The sequence below is a fragment of the Sphingoaurantiacus capsulatus genome (assembly GCF_042648405.1).
Taxonomy (GTDB): Bacteria; Pseudomonadota; Alphaproteobacteria; order Sphingomonadales; family Sphingomonadaceae; genus Sphingoaurantiacus; species Sphingoaurantiacus capsulatus.
In genome coordinates this window covers 1-13,815 of the sequence record NZ_JBHRXV010000015.1, presented here as the reverse complement: position 1 = coordinate 13,815, position 13,815 = coordinate 1, and the positions used below count along the sequence as shown (strand labels likewise).

16 protein-coding genes and 1 pseudogene are annotated in these 13,815 nt (G+C 66.9%); 12 read left to right on the top strand and 5 right to left on the bottom strand.

Annotated features, from left to right (window positions below; genetic code table 11):
• The first annotated feature begins 202 nt into the window (after window positions 1-202).
• The 6 genes and pseudogenes from hemE to ACFOMD_RS17795 form a co-directional block, all read left to right on the top strand.
• Complete coding sequence (hemE, locus tag ACFOMD_RS17820; protein WP_380864004.1) at window positions 203-1,243, top strand: uroporphyrinogen decarboxylase; 1,041 nt, start codon at window positions 203-205, stop codon at window positions 1,241-1,243.
• A 4-nt stretch (window positions 1,244-1,247) separates the two neighbouring features.
• Window positions 1,248-1,700 (top strand): CopD family protein, encoded by a 453-nt coding sequence (locus tag ACFOMD_RS17815; protein ID WP_380864001.1) that lies wholly within the window; start codon window positions 1,248-1,250, stop codon window positions 1,698-1,700.
• Between the two features lie 58 nt (window positions 1,701-1,758).
• A complete protein-coding gene (locus ACFOMD_RS17810) occupies window positions 1,759-1,932 on the top strand; it encodes a type II toxin-antitoxin system CcdA family antitoxin (protein ID WP_380863999.1) in 174 nt (57 codons plus the stop codon).
• Between the two features lie 150 nt (window positions 1,933-2,082).
• Window positions 2,083-3,339: a transcription termination factor Rho gene (rho, locus tag ACFOMD_RS17805; protein ID WP_380863996.1), complete on the top strand. Its 1,257-nt coding sequence runs from the start codon at window positions 2,083-2,085 to the stop codon at window positions 3,337-3,339.
• A gap of 207 nt (window positions 3,340-3,546) precedes the next feature.
• Window positions 3,547-4,227 (top strand): TerC family protein, encoded by a 681-nt coding sequence (locus tag ACFOMD_RS17800; RefSeq protein WP_380863993.1) that lies wholly within the window; start codon window positions 3,547-3,549, stop codon window positions 4,225-4,227.
• 26 nt (window positions 4,228-4,253) lie between these two features.
• Window positions 4,254-4,766 (top strand): annotated as a pseudogene (locus tag ACFOMD_RS17795) (AAA family ATPase); the annotation flags it as partial.
• Window positions 4,767-4,856: 90 nt separating this feature from the next.
• Here ACFOMD_RS17795 and ACFOMD_RS17790 read toward each other — a convergent pair.
• The 5 genes from ACFOMD_RS17790 to ACFOMD_RS17770 are packed head-to-tail and all read right to left on the bottom strand — an operon-like array spanning window position 4,857 to window position 7,885.
• On the bottom strand, window positions 4,857-5,837 hold the full coding sequence (locus tag ACFOMD_RS17790; RefSeq protein WP_380863990.1) for a quinone oxidoreductase family protein: 981 nt from the start codon (window positions 5,835-5,837) through the stop codon (window positions 4,857-4,859).
• Between the two features lie 4 nt (window positions 5,838-5,841).
• Window positions 5,842-6,339: a GNAT family N-acetyltransferase gene (locus ACFOMD_RS17785; RefSeq protein ID WP_380863987.1), complete on the bottom strand. Its 498-nt coding sequence runs from the start codon at window positions 6,337-6,339 to the stop codon at window positions 5,842-5,844.
• Window positions 6,336-6,731, bottom strand: coding sequence for a nuclear transport factor 2 family protein (locus ACFOMD_RS17780; RefSeq protein ID WP_380863984.1), 396 nt, complete (start codon window positions 6,729-6,731; stop codon window positions 6,336-6,338). Before ACFOMD_RS17780 ends, ACFOMD_RS17785 begins: the two co-directional genes overlap by 4 nt.
• A complete protein-coding gene (locus ACFOMD_RS17775; RefSeq protein ID WP_380863982.1) occupies window positions 6,728-7,420 on the bottom strand; it encodes a dienelactone hydrolase family protein in 693 nt (230 codons plus the stop codon). Before ACFOMD_RS17775 ends, ACFOMD_RS17780 begins: the two co-directional genes overlap by 4 nt.
• 12 nt (window positions 7,421-7,432) lie before the next feature.
• Window positions 7,433-7,885 (bottom strand): methylated-DNA--[protein]-cysteine S-methyltransferase, encoded by a 453-nt coding sequence (locus ACFOMD_RS17770; RefSeq protein WP_380863980.1) that lies wholly within the window; start codon window positions 7,883-7,885, stop codon window positions 7,433-7,435.
• Between the two features lie 68 nt (window positions 7,886-7,953).
• Here ACFOMD_RS17770 and ACFOMD_RS17765 point away from each other — a divergent pair, with 68 nt between their 5' ends.
• Genes ACFOMD_RS17765 through ACFOMD_RS17740 form a run of 6 tightly spaced genes read left to right on the top strand, consistent with a single transcriptional unit; the run spans window position 7,954 to window position 13,722 of the window.
• The gene (locus ACFOMD_RS17765) at window positions 7,954-8,196 is read left to right on the top strand and encodes a DUF6489 family protein (RefSeq protein WP_380863978.1); all 243 of its coding nucleotides are present in this window, start codon (window positions 7,954-7,956) and stop codon (window positions 8,194-8,196) included.
• Between the two features lie 4 nt (window positions 8,197-8,200).
• Window positions 8,201-9,487 (top strand): tRNA uridine-5-carboxymethylaminomethyl(34) synthesis GTPase MnmE, encoded by a 1,287-nt coding sequence (mnmE, locus tag ACFOMD_RS17760; RefSeq protein WP_380864109.1) that lies wholly within the window; start codon window positions 8,201-8,203, stop codon window positions 9,485-9,487.
• 57 nt (window positions 9,488-9,544) lie between these two features.
• Window positions 9,545-11,392 carry a tRNA uridine-5-carboxymethylaminomethyl(34) synthesis enzyme MnmG gene (gene mnmG, locus ACFOMD_RS17755; protein ID WP_380863975.1) on the top strand — a complete coding sequence of 616 codons (1,848 nt, stop codon included), beginning with the start codon at window positions 9,545-9,547 and terminating at the stop codon, window positions 11,390-11,392.
• Complete coding sequence (rsmG, locus tag ACFOMD_RS17750) at window positions 11,389-12,009, top strand: 16S rRNA (guanine(527)-N(7))-methyltransferase RsmG (protein ID WP_380863972.1); 621 nt, start codon at window positions 11,389-11,391, stop codon at window positions 12,007-12,009. The genes mnmG and rsmG overlap by 4 nt, the downstream gene beginning before the upstream one ends.
• Window positions 12,006-12,788 (top strand): ParA family protein, encoded by a 783-nt coding sequence (locus ACFOMD_RS17745; protein ID WP_380863970.1) that lies wholly within the window; start codon window positions 12,006-12,008, stop codon window positions 12,786-12,788. The genes rsmG and ACFOMD_RS17745 overlap by 4 nt, the downstream gene beginning before the upstream one ends.
• Window positions 12,789-12,807: 19 nt before the next feature.
• A complete protein-coding gene (locus ACFOMD_RS17740) occupies window positions 12,808-13,722 on the top strand; it encodes a ParB/RepB/Spo0J family partition protein (RefSeq protein ID WP_380863967.1) in 915 nt (304 codons plus the stop codon).
• The last annotated feature ends 93 nt before the right edge of the window (window positions 13,723-13,815 follow it).

The window sequence follows — 13,815 nt, the reverse complement described above, 5'->3', positions numbered from 1 at the left end:
AGGGAACTCACGGTTCATCCACAGGTGGACGAGCGATTGTTCCAATCTGTGGATAACGGGGACAGCGGCAGGCGACTCGCGGGGAATCCACGGAGTCGCAGAACGGGTCTTCCTGTTGGCAAGTGCGGGAGGCGCGGATAAACCCCGCTTTGCCCGCCCCCAATCACTACTTCATTCCTATTAGAATCTATCTAAATATTAGATGGGAACGCCCGTGAGCCTGAACCCCGACCGTCCGATGCTCGCCGTGCTGCGTGGCGAACGGCGCGATCCGCCGCCGGTCTGGCTCATGCGGCAGGCGGGGCGCTATCTGCCCGAATATCGCGCGCTGCGGGCGGAAAAGGGCGGCTTCCTCGAGCTGGTCTATGACAGCGACGCGGCCGCCGAGATCACCCTGCAGCCGATCCGCCGCTTCGACTTCGACGCCGCCATCCTGTTCTCCGACATCCTGATCGTGCCGCACGCCATGGGGCAGGGGCTGACCTTCGGCCCCGGCGAAGGCCCGCGCCTATCGCCGCCACTGGCCGATGGCGACTGGTCGAAGCTCACGCCCGAGCTGCACCGCTTCGAGCCGATTTACGAAACGGTGCGCAAGGTCGCCGCCGCCCTGCCGCCGCAGGTTACGCTGATCGGCTTTGCCGGCGCGCCGTGGACCGTCGCGACCTATATGGTCGCCGGGCAGGGCAGCAAGGACCAGGCAGAGACGCGCCGCCTCGCCTATAGCGATCCGGCGGCATTCGGTGGCCTCATCGACCGGCTGGTCAAGGTGACGATCGAGTATCTGTCCGGCCAGATCGAGGCGGGGGCGATGGCGGTGCAGCTGTTCGACAGCTGGGCCGGCACCTTGTCACCCGAGCAGTTCGACCAGTGGGTGATCGAGCCGACGAAGCGCATCGCCGCGGCGATCATGACCCGCCACCCCGGCGTGCCGATCATCGGCTTTCCGAAGGGCGCCGGTGCCAAGCTCGCGGCCTACGCCGCCGAGACCGGTGTCGACGCGGTCGGGCTCGACGAGACGGTCGACCCGGCCTGGGCCGACGCCGTGCTGCCGAAGGGCCTGCCGGTGCAGGGAAATCTCGATCCGCTGGCGCTGATTTCGGGTGGCGAGGCGCTCGACCGCGGCGTCGCCCGCATCCGCGCCGCCTTCGACACGCGGCCGCATGTGTTCAACCTCGGCCATGGTATCCTGCCCGACGCGCCGATCGACCATGTCGCGCGGCTGCTGAAGATGCTGCGGGGATAAGGCGATGGACGGGTTGATCGGCTGGCTGGGCGGTGCCTACCCCTGGGTCAAGGCCGCGCATCTGATCTTCGTGATCTTCTGGATGGCGGGCATGTTCATGCTGCCGCGTTTCCTCGTCTACCATATGGCGGCGGCGCCCGGCTCGGCCGAGGAGGCGCTCTGGATCGAGCGCGAGCGCCGGCTGCTCCGCATCATCATCGACCCCGCGATGGCGATCGTCTGGATCCTCGGGCTCGCCCTCGCCTTCAACATCGGCTTTGCCGGGCAGGGCTGGCTCCACGCCAAGCTGGCGATCGTCTTCCTTTTCTCCGGCTATCACGGCTGGCTGGCCGGGCTGACCAAGAAGTTCGCGCGTGGCGAACGCCCGCTCGCCGAAAGGACGCTGCGCATCGCCAACGAGGTGCCGAGCCTCGTCACCATCGCCGTCGTCATCCTCGCTGTCGTGAAGCCGTTCTAGTCGTTGTCGCCGCGAGCGCTTGCGCCTAAAATCGGCCGAACGGCGTAAGGAAGAGACGATGCCGCGCTTGCCGAGAGCCCCGAGCACTCCATCGATCGGCAAACAGCACGACCCAGCTTCTCAACGAAGCCGGGCGCAGCAGTGGCTCGATGAGAATCGCGAAGCGCTCGAATGGTCGAACGACTATGTAGCGAAATACGGCCTACCGCTGGCTCGATACCGTATGTTCTAAGGCCATTGATCGTCGTTGACTCAAGGCTTCACCAAGCTTAATTCCGCGAAGCAAAGCTCCGGTTCACGGGCTTCTTCCTTTCTTCCGGCCTCCAAATAAGAACAAAAACCGCGCGGCCGGTCCCCCTTCCCAGACCAGGACTCTGTCCGCATGCACTTGCACGACCTGAAGCGTAAATCGCCCGCCGACCTCGTTCAGATGGCCGAGGAACTCGGCGTCGAGAACGCTTCCACCCTGCGCAAGCAGGATATTCTGTTTTCCATTCTGAAGGCGCACGCCGATCTGGGTACCCAGATCACCGGTGCCGGCACCATCGAGGTGCTGCCCGACGGCTTCGGCTTCCTGCGCTCGCCCGAAGCCAATTATCTCGCCGGCCCCGACGACATCTATGTGTCGCCGAGCCAAGTGCGGAAGTTCGGCATGCGCACCGGCGACACCATCGAGGGCGAGATCCGCGCCCCGAAGGACGGCGAACGCTATTTCGCGCTGACCAAGCTCAACACGATCAACTTCGACGACCCCGACGTCGTCCGTCACCGCGTCAATTTCGACAATCTGACACCGCTCTACCCCGACGAGAAGCTGCGCCTCGACACGCTCGACCCGACCATCAAGGACAAGTCGGCGCGCGTCATCGATATCATCTCGCCCCAGGGCAAGGGCCAGCGCGCGCTGATCGTCGCGCCGCCGCGCACCGGCAAGACGGTGCTGCTGCAGAACATTGCCAAGGCAATCACCGACAACCATCCCGAGGTCTTCCTCATCGTGCTGCTCATCGACGAGCGGCCCGAGGAAGTTACCGACATGCAGCGCTCGGTGAAGGGTGAGGTCGTGTCCTCGACCTTCGACGAGCCGGCGACCCGCCACGTTCAGGTCGCCGAGATGGTGATCGAGAAGGCCAAGCGCCTCGTCGAGCACAAGCGCGACGTCGTCATCCTGCTCGACTCGATCACGCGTCTGGGCCGCGCCTACAACACCGTCGTCCCGTCGTCGGGCAAGGTGCTGACCGGCGGTGTCGACGCCAACGCGCTGCAGCGCCCGAAGCGCTTCTTCGGCGCGGCGCGCAACATCGAGGAAGGCGGCTCGCTCTCGATCATCGCCACCGCGCTGATCGACACCGGCAGCCGCATGGACGAGGTGATCTTCGAAGAGTTCAAGGGCACCGGCAACTCGGAAATCGTCCTCGACCGCAAGGTCTCCGACAAGCGCATCTTCCCGTCGATCGACGTCGGCAAGTCGGGCACCCGCAAGGAAGAGCTGCTCGTCGAAAAGGCGACGCTCACCAAGATGTGGGTGCTGCGCCGCATCCTCATGCAGATGGGCACCATCGACGCGATGGAGTTCCTGCTCGACAAGATGAAGGACTCGAAGACCAACGAGGACTTCTTCGCGGGGATGAACCAGTAGCGAACGCGGCTGCACGGATCGCGAGGAACCGCGCAGCGGTTCGTCGCATCCGCGCAGACTCGCGGCAGCGGCCGGCCGGCGGGTGTCCGGCCAAGCCGGACCACCCGACCGACGACGCGGGCTTTGCCCGCGTCCCCCACTTCCCGCCTTCTTCCCTTTCGCGTAAGCCTCGCTGAACACTCACCGGTTCAGGACGCCCCGCACCCCATGCTCGACATCTGGCAGGCGATCGTCGCCGACTTCTCGAACATCACCTCGCCAACCGCGATGAGCGCGTTCATCCAGGTGCTGATGATCGACATCATGCTGGCGGGCGACAACGCCATCGTCGTCGGCGCGCTCGCCGCGGGCCTTCCCGCCGACCAGCGCAAAAAAGTCATCATGATCGGCATCGTCGCCGCGCTGGTGCTGCGCATCATCTTCGCGCTGCTGGTGACGCAGCTGATGCAGATCGTCGGGCTGGTGTTCGCGGGCGGCCTGCTGCTGCTCTGGGTGTCGTGGCGCATGTACCGTGACCTGCACCCGGCGGCCGCCGCCAACAGCGGTTCGCCCGAAGTCGCGGGCGACGAGAATTCGGGCGTGAAGCCGGCGAAGACCTTCGCCGCCGCCGCCTGGGCCGTCGCCGTCGCCGACGTGTCGATGAGCCTCGACAATGTGCTGGCCGTTGCCGGTGCCGCGCGCGACCACCCCGGCATCCTCATCGTCGGCCTGATCCTGTCGGTGGCGATGATGGGCGTCGCCGCCAACTTCATCGCCCGCTACATCGAGCGCTATCGCTGGATCGCCTATGTCGGCCTGATCGTCATCGTCTACGTCGCCGGCAAGATGATCTATGACGGCTTTGTCGACCCCGCGCTCGGGGTCGGCCAGTTCCTGCGGTTCGGCTAGTCGCCGCGCGTTTCCATGTCGTCACCGGCGGGCCGGGCAGCGGCAAGACCAGCCTGATCGAGGCGCTGGCCGCCGCCGGTTTTGCGACGAGGCCGGAGGCGGGGCGCGCGATCATCCAGCGGGAGGTGGCGAGCGGCGGCACTGCGCTGCCGTGGGCCGATGCCGAAGCATATGCGCGGGCGATGCTCGTCGCGGATCGCGACGCCTATGACGGAGCCGCAGCGCTATCGGGTCCGGTCTTCTTCGACCGAGGCTTTCCCGACCTGATCGGCTATCGCCGCCTCGCCGGCCTTCCGCGCGATGCCAAGACTGACGCCGCCGCGCGCGTCTTTCGCTATGCGACGCGGGTGTTCATCGCGCCGCCCTGGCCCGAGATTTACGCGAGCGACAGCGAACGCCGGCAGACGCTCGCCGAAGCGGAAGCTACCTATGCGGTGATGGCGGACGTCTACTCGGCCTGCGGCTACGAGCTGGTCGAGCTGCCGCGCGCGCCGATCGCGGATCGCGTCGCCTTCGTTCGCGCCCTCATCGGCGCCTAAAGAAAAAGCCGGGCCCCGAAAGGCCCGGCTCAAAGAAGCACTCCCACGTGCTTGGCCCGATCCTTCTCATGATTCGGCCGCGTTGGCAAATCAGGGGAGCAGGATCGTCGAGCCCGTAGTGGCGCGCGCCTCGAGATCGCGGTGTGCGGCGGCGGCGTCTTCCAGCGCATAGCTCTGATCGATGCGCACCTTGACCTTGCCGCTCGCCAGCATCTTGAACAGCCGCGCGCTGGCCGCCTCGACCTCGGCGCGGGTGCGGCAATAGTCGAACAGCGTGGGGCGGGTGACGAACAGCGAGCCCTTGCGCGCCAGCAGCCCCAGCTCGAACGCGGTGACCGGGCCGCTGGCATTGCCGTAGGAGATCATCAGGCCGCGCGGGCTGAGGCTGTCGATCGAGGACGCGAAGGTATCGCGGCCGACGCCGTCGATCACCACGCGCACACCCGCGCCACTGGTCAGTTCGCGGACGCGCGGCGCGACCTCCTCCCGCGTGTAAAGAATGACCTCGTCGCAGCCGTTGGCCTTTGCCAGCTCGGCCTTCACTGGGCTGCTGGTGGTGCCGATCACCCGCGCGCCGATCGCCTTCAGCCATTGCACCAGCAGCAGCCCGACCCCGCCGGCCGCGGCATGGACCAGCACCGTCTCGCCCGCCTGCACTTTGGCGCAACGCTCGACGAGGAACTCGGTGGTCAGGCCTTTGAGCAGCGACGCGGCGGCGGTGCGGTCGTCGATGCTGTCGGGCAGCTTCACCAAGGTGTAGGTGCCGACCAGCCGGTGCGTCGCATAGGCGCCGGGCTTCGCGCTGAAATAGGCGACACGGTCGCCGACCGAGAAGCCGCTCACCCCGTCGCCGACCGCCTCGACCACGCCCGCCGCTTCGGTGCCGAGGCCGCTTGGCAGCGGCAGGGGATACAGGCCGGAGCGGTGGTAGGTGTCGATATAGTTGAGACCGATCGCCGTTTGCCGGACCAGCACCTCGCCGGCGCCGGGCGCGCCGATCTCGGCGTCCTGCCAGTCGATGACCTCGGGCCCGCCGGGTGTGGCGAATGAAGCGACGCGTGCGCGAACCATGACGTCAATCCTCCAGCATCTTCTGCATGAATATCAGGTCGAGCCAGCGATCGAACTTGCGGCCCACTTCGCGCATCCGCCCCGCCTCGACGAAGCCGGCGGCGCGGTGGAAGGCGAGGCTGCCCTCGTTTGCCGCATCGACCCCACCGATCATCGTGTGATAGCCCGCGCGCCGCGCTTCCGCGACGATGCCGTCGAGAAGCAGGCGCCCGACGCCCCTGCCGCGCGCCGCGGCGGCGACATAGACGCTATGCTCAACGGTGCGGGCGTAAGCCGGGCGGGCGCGAAACACGCCGTAGCTCGCAAACCCCAGGGTGACTCCATCTTCCTCGGCGACGAGCAGCGGCCAGCCCCCATCACGCTTCGCCGCGAACCATGACGCCAGGGCAGCCGCGTCCCACGGCTCATGCTCGTACCAGGCCGTCGAATTCAGAATCGCGTCGTTGACGATCGCCAGGATCGCCGCGCCGTCTCGCGCCAGCTCACCGGCGCGGACGATCACGCCTTCTTCTGCTTTTCGAGCTGCGCGCCCATCATCGCGTGCAGCAGGTTGATCGCCTTTAGCGGCCGCACCATCACCTTGAAATCATTGATCAGGCCGGCGTCATTCCATTCGATGATGTCGACGCCGTTGATGCCGATGCCGTCGATCTCGGTTTCGAACTCGAGCACCGCGCCGGTGTCGCTGGTGAACTCGCGCGTGTAGCGAAACTTGTCGCTGCCGAGCACGACGAACGCCGCCGACAGATAGGCGTAAGTGATCGCCTTGCCGACCTGCGGCGTGTGCACCACCGGCGAGCGGAACACGCAATCGTCGGCGAGCATGGCGTTCAGCTCGGCGAGGTCATGGCTCTTGGCATAGGCGAACCAGCGGTCGAGATAGTCGCGCTTCATTTCAGATGCTCCGCGAAGAAGGCTTCGGTGCGCGCGTTCGCCTCCTGCGCGCAGGATTCGACACGATCGGTGCCGTCGACGCGCGCGAAGGCGTGGTCGGCGTCATAGTCGTAGAGCGTCACATGGCTGTTGCCAGCGAGCCCTTCGTGGATCTTCGCCTGCGCGGCGGGATCGACGAACTTGTCCTGTTTGGCGATGTGGAGCAGCAGCGGCTTGGCGATCGCATGGCTCTCGTTCAGCCGGTCGTGGATGCCGACGCCATAATAGCTGACCGTCGCGTCGCTGTCGGTGCGCGTCGCGGTCAGATAGGCGAGCAGGCCGCCGAGGCAGTAGCCGACGACGCCGACCTTGCCCGCGGAGCGCTCGCGCACCGCGCGGATCGACGCTTCGATGTCGAGAATGCCCTTGTCGACATCGAACTGGCCGAACAGCTGAAAGGCGCGCTGCAGCTCGGCCTCAACATGGTCGGAGAGTTCGATGCCCGGCTCGATGCGCCAGAACAGGTCGGGGGCGAAGGCGAAATAGCCCTTCGACGCCCACTCGTCGCACATCTGGCGGATGCCGGCGTTGACGCCGAATATCTCCTGCACGACGACGATGCCGGGGCCGCTTCCACCCGCCGGCGGCGCCAGATAGCCGCCGAAGCTGCCCGATCCGTCGAGCGCCTTCACCTCGATGCGTTCGCCCATGCGCGTCTCTCCTTAAAGCAGTGCCGCGCCTTCATGGGCGAGCAGCCAGTCCTTGGTCCTGGGGCCGTCGCCCCCCGAATAGAAGCCGAAGCTGCCGTCGCTTCCGATGACGCGGTGGCAGGGCACGATGATCGGTAGCGGGTTCGACCCGCAGGCCTGACCAAAAGCGCGCGGCGATGAGCCGGTCTTGGCGGCGAGCTCGCCATAAGAGGCGGTGGTGCCCCACGGAATGGCGATCATCGCGTCACGCGCCGCCTGTGCCTCTGGTGTCGCGGCGGGGGCCAGCGGCAGGTCGAAGTCCCGGCGTTCCCGGGTGAAATAGGCGCGCAGCTGGGTGATCGCCTCGTCGAGCAGCGGTGTGCGGTCGGCCTGCGGGCCACCGCGCCACGAGAGCGACGCGATCTGCCCGTCGCGCTCGACGACGGTGATCCGGCCGATGGGGGTGGCGAGGCTGGCGGCGGGCATTGGCGCTCCTTCCCCGCATCCCTAGCAGCCGCTAGACTGGCGGCTCAACCCGCAAGGAATGATGGCCCATGAAGGTGACGATCAACATCGACTGCACGCCGGAGGAAGCGCGCGCCTTCATGGGGCTGCCCGACCTGTCGCCGGTGCATGCCGCCTATATCGACCGCATGACGTCATTTGTGTCGGAAGGGCTTACCGCTGCGGATGTCGAGAAGATGATGCGCTCGTGGATGCCGGGCATGGCCGAGGGCATGGAGCAGTGGCGCAACGCCTTCTGGTCGGCGGCCTCGGGCGGCAAGACGCAGGGCTGACCCGCTGGCGACGCCGGCGACGATCTACGCGCTGTCCTCGGGACGCCCCCCGGCGGGCGTCGCGATCGTGCGCATGTCTGGGCCGCGGGCGCTTGACGCATTGGCGTTGCTCGCCGGCCGACAACCTGAGCCGCGCATGGCGACACTCACCCCGTTGCGCGATCCCGCCGACGGCAGCCTGATCGACCAGGCGCTGGTGCTGAGTTTCCCCGCGCCCGCGAGCTTCACCGGCGAGGATGTCGCCGAGTTGCACGTCCACGGCGGTGTCGCGGTAGTCGAGGCGTTGCTCGCCGCGCTGGGCCGGATCGAGGACTTCCGCCTCGCCGAGCCCGGCGAGTTCAGCCGCCGCGCCTTCGACAATGGCAAGCTCGACCTGACGCAGGCGGAGGGGCTGTCCGACCTGATCGCCGCACAGACCGACGCGCAGCGCCGGCTGGCGCTGGCCCAGGCGGGGGGGCGGCTGCGCGACAAGGCGGAAGGCTGGCGGTCGGCGATCATCGCGCTGCTGGCGTCGGTCGAGGCCGATATCGACTTCAGCGATGAAGGCGACGTGTCGAGCAGCGACCCGGCGCCGGCGATCGAGCGCTTGCGCGACGACATTGGCCGGCTGCTCGACGACGGCCGCATCGGCGAGCGGTTGCGCGACGGCCTCGCCATCGCGGTGGTCGGCGCGCCCAACGTCGGCAAGTCGAGTCTGATCAACGCCTTGGCGCGGCGCGACGTGGCGATCGTCACCGATATCGCCGGCACCACGCGCGATGTCATCGAGGTGCCGCTCAACCTCGGTGGCGTGCCCGCGACCTTGATCGACACCGCCGGCCTGCGTGAAACCGACGATATTATCGAGCGTGAAGGCATCCGCCGTGCGCGAGCGCGAGCTGACGCGGCCGACCTGGTGTTGCATGTCGTCGATCGACCCGAAATGGCGCCGCTTGGGCAGGTGGTGGTCAATAAGATCGATGCGAGCGGGCAGGCGCCGGGGCAACGCGGCGGCGACCTCTATGTATCCGCGAAGAGTGGCGCCGGGGTCGATACGCTGGAGAAATGGTTGGTCGATTGGGCGATATCGGCTGTCCGCACCGATGAACCGCCGCTAATCACCCGCGAACGCCAGCGGCTGGCGCTCGGCCAAGCCGTCGAGCGGCTGGACGACGCGCTGGCCGAGCCTGATCTCGTCCTGCGCGCTGAAAGCCTGCGGCTGGCGGCGCGGTCCTTGGGACGGGTCACAGGACGCGTGGATGTCGAGGATATCCTCGGCGAGATTTTCGGACGCTTCTGCATCGGCAAATGATGTTTCACGTGAAACATGGCTTTTGACAGCCGACCGTGCCGTGACTAGCTAGCCGCCATGCGCGGATATGATGTGATCGTGGTGGGCGGCGGCCATGCCGGCTGCGAGGCGGCTTCGGCTGCTGCGCGCCTCGGCGCGCGCACCGCGCTCGTCACCCACCGCGCCGACAGCATCGGCGTGATGTCGTGCAATCCGGCGATCGGCGGGCTCGGCAAGGGGCATCTCGTCCGCGAGGTCGATGCGCTCGACGGGTTGATGGGCCGCGCCGCCGACGCCGCCGGCATCCAGTTCCGGCTGCTCAATCGCCGCAAGGGACCGGCTGTCCAAGGCCCGCGCGCGCAGACCGATCGCAAGCTGTACCGCAATGCGATGCAGGCGCTGATTGCCGCGCAGCCCAACCTTGAGGTGGTCGAAGGCGCCGTCGAGGATCTGCGGATCCAGGAGGGACGCGTCACCGCCGTCATCCTCGGTGATGGCCGCGAGCTGGCGGCCGGGGCGGTGGTGCTGACCACCGGCACCTTCCTGTCGGGCATCATGCATATTGGCGAAGACCAGCAACCCGGCGGACGCGTTGGCGATCCGGCAGCGAACGGACTGTCTCGCACCTTGCGTGGATTGGGCCTGCCGGTCGGGCGGCTGAAGACCGGTACGCCGCCGCGGCTCGACGGGCGGACGATCGACTGGGCCGGGCTCGACATGCAGCCGGGCGACGATGAACCGGTGGCCTTCTCAGCACTGACCACCAGGCTGGCCAACGAGCAGGTACCGTGCGGCGTCACGCGCACGACGGTCGAAGCGCATGCGGTGATCCGCGACAACATTCACCGCGCGCCGATGTATGCGGGGCGGATCGACGGCGTCGGCCCGCGCTATTGCCCGTCGATCGAGGACAAGGTGATGCGGTTCGGCGACCGCGACGGCCACCAGATTTTCCTCGAGCCCGAGGGCCTCGACGATCCGCTGATCTACCCGAACGGGATTTCGACTTCGCTGCCGCTCGACGTGCAGGCGATGTTCCTCGCCCGCATCCCGGGCCTCGAACGCGCCGTGATTGCCCGGCCGGGCTATGCGATCGAGTATGATTATGTCGATCCGCGCGCGCTCGATGCCACCCTGCGGCTGACTGCGCTCCACGGCCTTTATCTCGCCGGTCAGATCAACGGCACCACCGGTTATGAGGAGGCGGCGGCGCAGGGGTTGGTCGCGGGGCTTAATGCTGCGCGCTTTGCCGGCGCTGCTGAGCCGTTCATTCTCGATCGCGCTGAATCCTACATCGGCGTGATGGTCGATGATCTGACCACGCAGGGAGTGAGCGAGCCCTATCGCATGTTCACCTCACGCGCCGAGTATCGGCTGCGACTGCGTGCCGACAATGCCGACCAGCGGTTGACGGGGCGCGGCATCGAACTCGGCTGTGTAGGTCGGGAGCGTGCTGACGTATTTTCGGCGCGGCTGGAGAAATTGACTGCCGCCCGCCAGCTTGCCAATGAAGCAAAGGCTAGCCCCGCGGCGCTGGCGAAAGCCGGACTGCCGGTTCGCCAGGATGGCGTCGTTCGCAGCGCTTTCGAATGGATGCGCTTCCCCGAGATCGGCTGGCGACGGGCCGCGGAACTTTGGCCAGAACTGCAGAAGGTTCCCCCCGAGATCGCCGAAGCGGTCGAAACCGACGCTCGCTATGCCGCCTATCTCGATCGGCAGGACGAGGATGTCGAAAGCTTCCGCAAGGATGAGGCGCTACGGCTGCCCGGCGATCTCGATTTCGCCGCGGTGGGTGGCCTGTCGAATGAGATGATCGAGCGACTCGCGCGGGCGCGTCCGTCGACCCTGGGGCAGGCGGCACGCATTGCGGGCGTCACACCGTCGGCGTTGACCGCGCTGCTCGCGCACGTGAAGCGCGCCGCATGAGCTACGGTCGCGACGACTTTGCCGTCGAATTCGGTGTTTCACGTGAAACACTGGCCAAACTCGACCGCTACGGCGAACTCCTCGCCGAGTGGCAAGAGAAGATGAATCTCGTCGGGCCATCGACGCTGCCGACACTCTGGGAGCGGCATTTCCGCGACAGCGCGCAGCTTGCCGAGCTGGCACCGACGCTGGGGCACAAGCCGGTGTGGCTCGACATCGGCGCCGGCGGCGGTTTTCCGGGATTGGTGCTGGCGGCGATGGGCGCCGGCGAGATCAATCTGGTCGAATCGATCGCCAAGAAGTGTCTTTTCCTGCGAACCGTCGCGGAAGAACTGGGACTCGCCGATGCGATCGTCCACAATGCCCGGGTCGAATCGATGCCGCGTTTCCGCGCCGACGTGATCACCGCCCGGGCCTGCGCCAATCTCGCGCAGTTGTTCGACTGGGGTCTGCGCTTTGCGGCACCGCCGACGCTGTGGCTGCTGCCGAAAGGCGCGGCTGTCGAGGAAGAGCTGGCGACGGCGCGGACACGGTTCGCGTTCGATGCCGAGCTGGTGCAGAGCCGGAGCGACGCGCGGGGGCAGATCGTGGTGGCGACAGGGGTGAAGCGCAAATGACGACTCGCATCGCAATCGCCAACCAGAAGGGCGGGGTCGGCAAGACGACCACCGCGATCAATCTCGCGACCGGTCTCGCGGCCGCCGGCAAGCGTGTACTGCTGATCGACCTCGACCCGCAGGGCAACGCCTCGACCGGCTTTGGCGTCGACCGCTCGGCGCGCGAGCGCAATAGCTATCATCTGTTGCATGGCGAGGCGACCGTCGCCGAGACGGCGCAGCCGACGCGCGTGCCGAATCTGTTCGTGGTGCCATCGACCGTCGACCTGTCGGGCGCCGAGGTCGAGCTGGTGTCGGTTGACGCGCGCATGCACCGCCTGTCGGCGTCGCTCGATGCCGGCGACGGCGACTATGATTTCATCATCATCGACTGCCCGCCGTCGCTCGGGCTGCTGACGCTCAATGCGCTCGTCGCCGCGGAATCGGTGATCGTGCCGTTGCAGTGCGAGTTCTTCGCATTGGAAGGGCTGACGCAGTTGCTGCAGACCATCGAGCAGGTCCGCAACCGCTTCAACTCACGCCTCGATATCCTCGGCGTGGTGCTGACGATGTTCGATCGCCGCAACAAGCTTTCGGAGCAGGTCGCCGCCGATGTTCGCGCCTGTCTCGGGGCAACGGTGTTCGAGACGGTGGTGCCGCGCAACGTCCGCTTGTCCGAAGCGCCGAGCCATGGGCTGCCGGCGCTGCTCTACGATCATCGCTGCCCGGGCTCTGAAGCCTATATCGCCCTGGCGCGCGAGCTGCTCGACCGGCTCAATCCGCGAGCCCGCGCGGCCTGATTTCCTTGGGGAACGATCAATGAACGACAAGAAGCGAGTCGGTCTCGGCCGCGGCCTCGCCGCGCTGCTCGAGGAGATCGGCGGGCCGTCGAGCAACCATGCGGCGCGCGAGGGCGGCCGGCCGACGCAGGGAGCCACGATCCTGCCGATCGGTGAAATCCGCGCCAACCCGAAGCAGCCGCGGCGTCGTTTCGACGACGCGGCGATGGACGACCTGATCGCCTCGGTTAAGACGCGTGGGCTCGTTCAGCCGATTCTGGTGCGGCCGGTGAGCGGCGACATGTTCGAGATTGTCGCCGGCGAGCGGCGCTGGCGCGCGGCGCAGGCGGCGCAGCTCCATGAGGTGCCGGTCGTCATTCGTCATCTCGACGACCGCGCCGCTTTCGAGATCGCGCTGATCGAGAATATCCAGCGCGCCGATCTCAACCCGATCGAGGAAGCGCAAGGCTATGAACGGCTGCGCGACGAATATGGGCATACGCAGGACGGCATCGCCACCGCGACCGGCAAGTCGCGCAGCCATATCGCCAATCTGATGCGGCTGCTGACCTTGCCGAGCCCTGTGCTCGTAAAGGTGCAGGAGGGCGCATTGTCGATGGGCCATGCCCGCGCGCTGGTCGGTCACAACAGTCGGGCCGATGCGCTCGCCGACCGGATCATCGAGCGCGGCCTGTCGGTGCGCGAGACCGAGGCGCTGGTCGCCGCCGACAGTGGCCGCGAGCGCGTGGCGCGACCGCGCGCCAAGGGCAGCGAGAACGCCGCCGGTGGCTATCGCGATCCGGATACCGTGGCGCTCGAACGCGCGCTGTCGGAATCGATCGGGCTCAAGGTGTCGATCGACGGCGCGGGGCAGACCGGACGCTTGGTCATCGACTATGCCACGCTCGACCAGCTCGACATGCTGGCGCAGCGCCTCAGTGGGGGTCGCTTCTAAGCCACTGTTTCACGTGAAACACGCTGACATGCGCTAGGCTCCGTACCCAATAAGGTTGCGCGGTTTGTTGGTTGTTGATTCAAGGTCTCTGCT

Excerpts from the sequence above, each read along its gene's own strand:
- hemE (WP_380864004.1), top strand. The coding sequence starts at position 203 with ATGGGAACGCCCGTGAGCCTGAACCCCGACCGTCCGATGCTCGCCGTG.
- ACFOMD_RS17815 (WP_380864001.1), top strand. The coding sequence starts at position 1,248 with ATGGACGGGTTGATCGGCTGGCTGGGCGGTGCCTACCCCTGGGTCAAG.
- ACFOMD_RS17810 (WP_380863999.1), top strand. The coding sequence starts at position 1,759 with ATGCCGCGCTTGCCGAGAGCCCCGAGCACTCCATCGATCGGCAAACAG.
- rho (WP_380863996.1), top strand. The coding sequence starts at position 2,083 with ATGCACTTGCACGACCTGAAGCGTAAATCGCCCGCCGACCTCGTTCAG.
- ACFOMD_RS17800 (WP_380863993.1), top strand. The coding sequence starts at position 3,547 with ATGCTCGACATCTGGCAGGCGATCGTCGCCGACTTCTCGAACATCACC.
- ACFOMD_RS17790 (WP_380863990.1), bottom strand. The coding sequence starts at position 5,837 with ATGGTTCGCGCACGCGTCGCTTCATTCGCCACACCCGGCGGGCCCGAG.
- ACFOMD_RS17780 (WP_380863984.1), bottom strand. The coding sequence starts at position 6,731 with ATGAAGCGCGACTATCTCGACCGCTGGTTCGCCTATGCCAAGAGCCAT.
- ACFOMD_RS17775 (WP_380863982.1), bottom strand. The coding sequence starts at position 7,420 with ATGGGCGAACGCATCGAGGTGAAGGCGCTCGACGGATCGGGCAGCTTC.
- ACFOMD_RS17770 (WP_380863980.1), bottom strand. The coding sequence starts at position 7,885 with ATGCCCGCCGCCAGCCTCGCCACCCCCATCGGCCGGATCACCGTCGTC.
- ACFOMD_RS17765 (WP_380863978.1), top strand. The coding sequence starts at position 7,954 with ATGAAGGTGACGATCAACATCGACTGCACGCCGGAGGAAGCGCGCGCC.
- mnmG (WP_380863975.1), top strand. The coding sequence starts at position 9,545 with ATGCGCGGATATGATGTGATCGTGGTGGGCGGCGGCCATGCCGGCTGC.
- rsmG (WP_380863972.1), top strand. The coding sequence starts at position 11,389 with ATGAGCTACGGTCGCGACGACTTTGCCGTCGAATTCGGTGTTTCACGT.
- ACFOMD_RS17745 (WP_380863970.1), top strand. The coding sequence starts at position 12,006 with ATGACGACTCGCATCGCAATCGCCAACCAGAAGGGCGGGGTCGGCAAG.
- ACFOMD_RS17740 (WP_380863967.1), top strand. The coding sequence starts at position 12,808 with ATGAACGACAAGAAGCGAGTCGGTCTCGGCCGCGGCCTCGCCGCGCTG.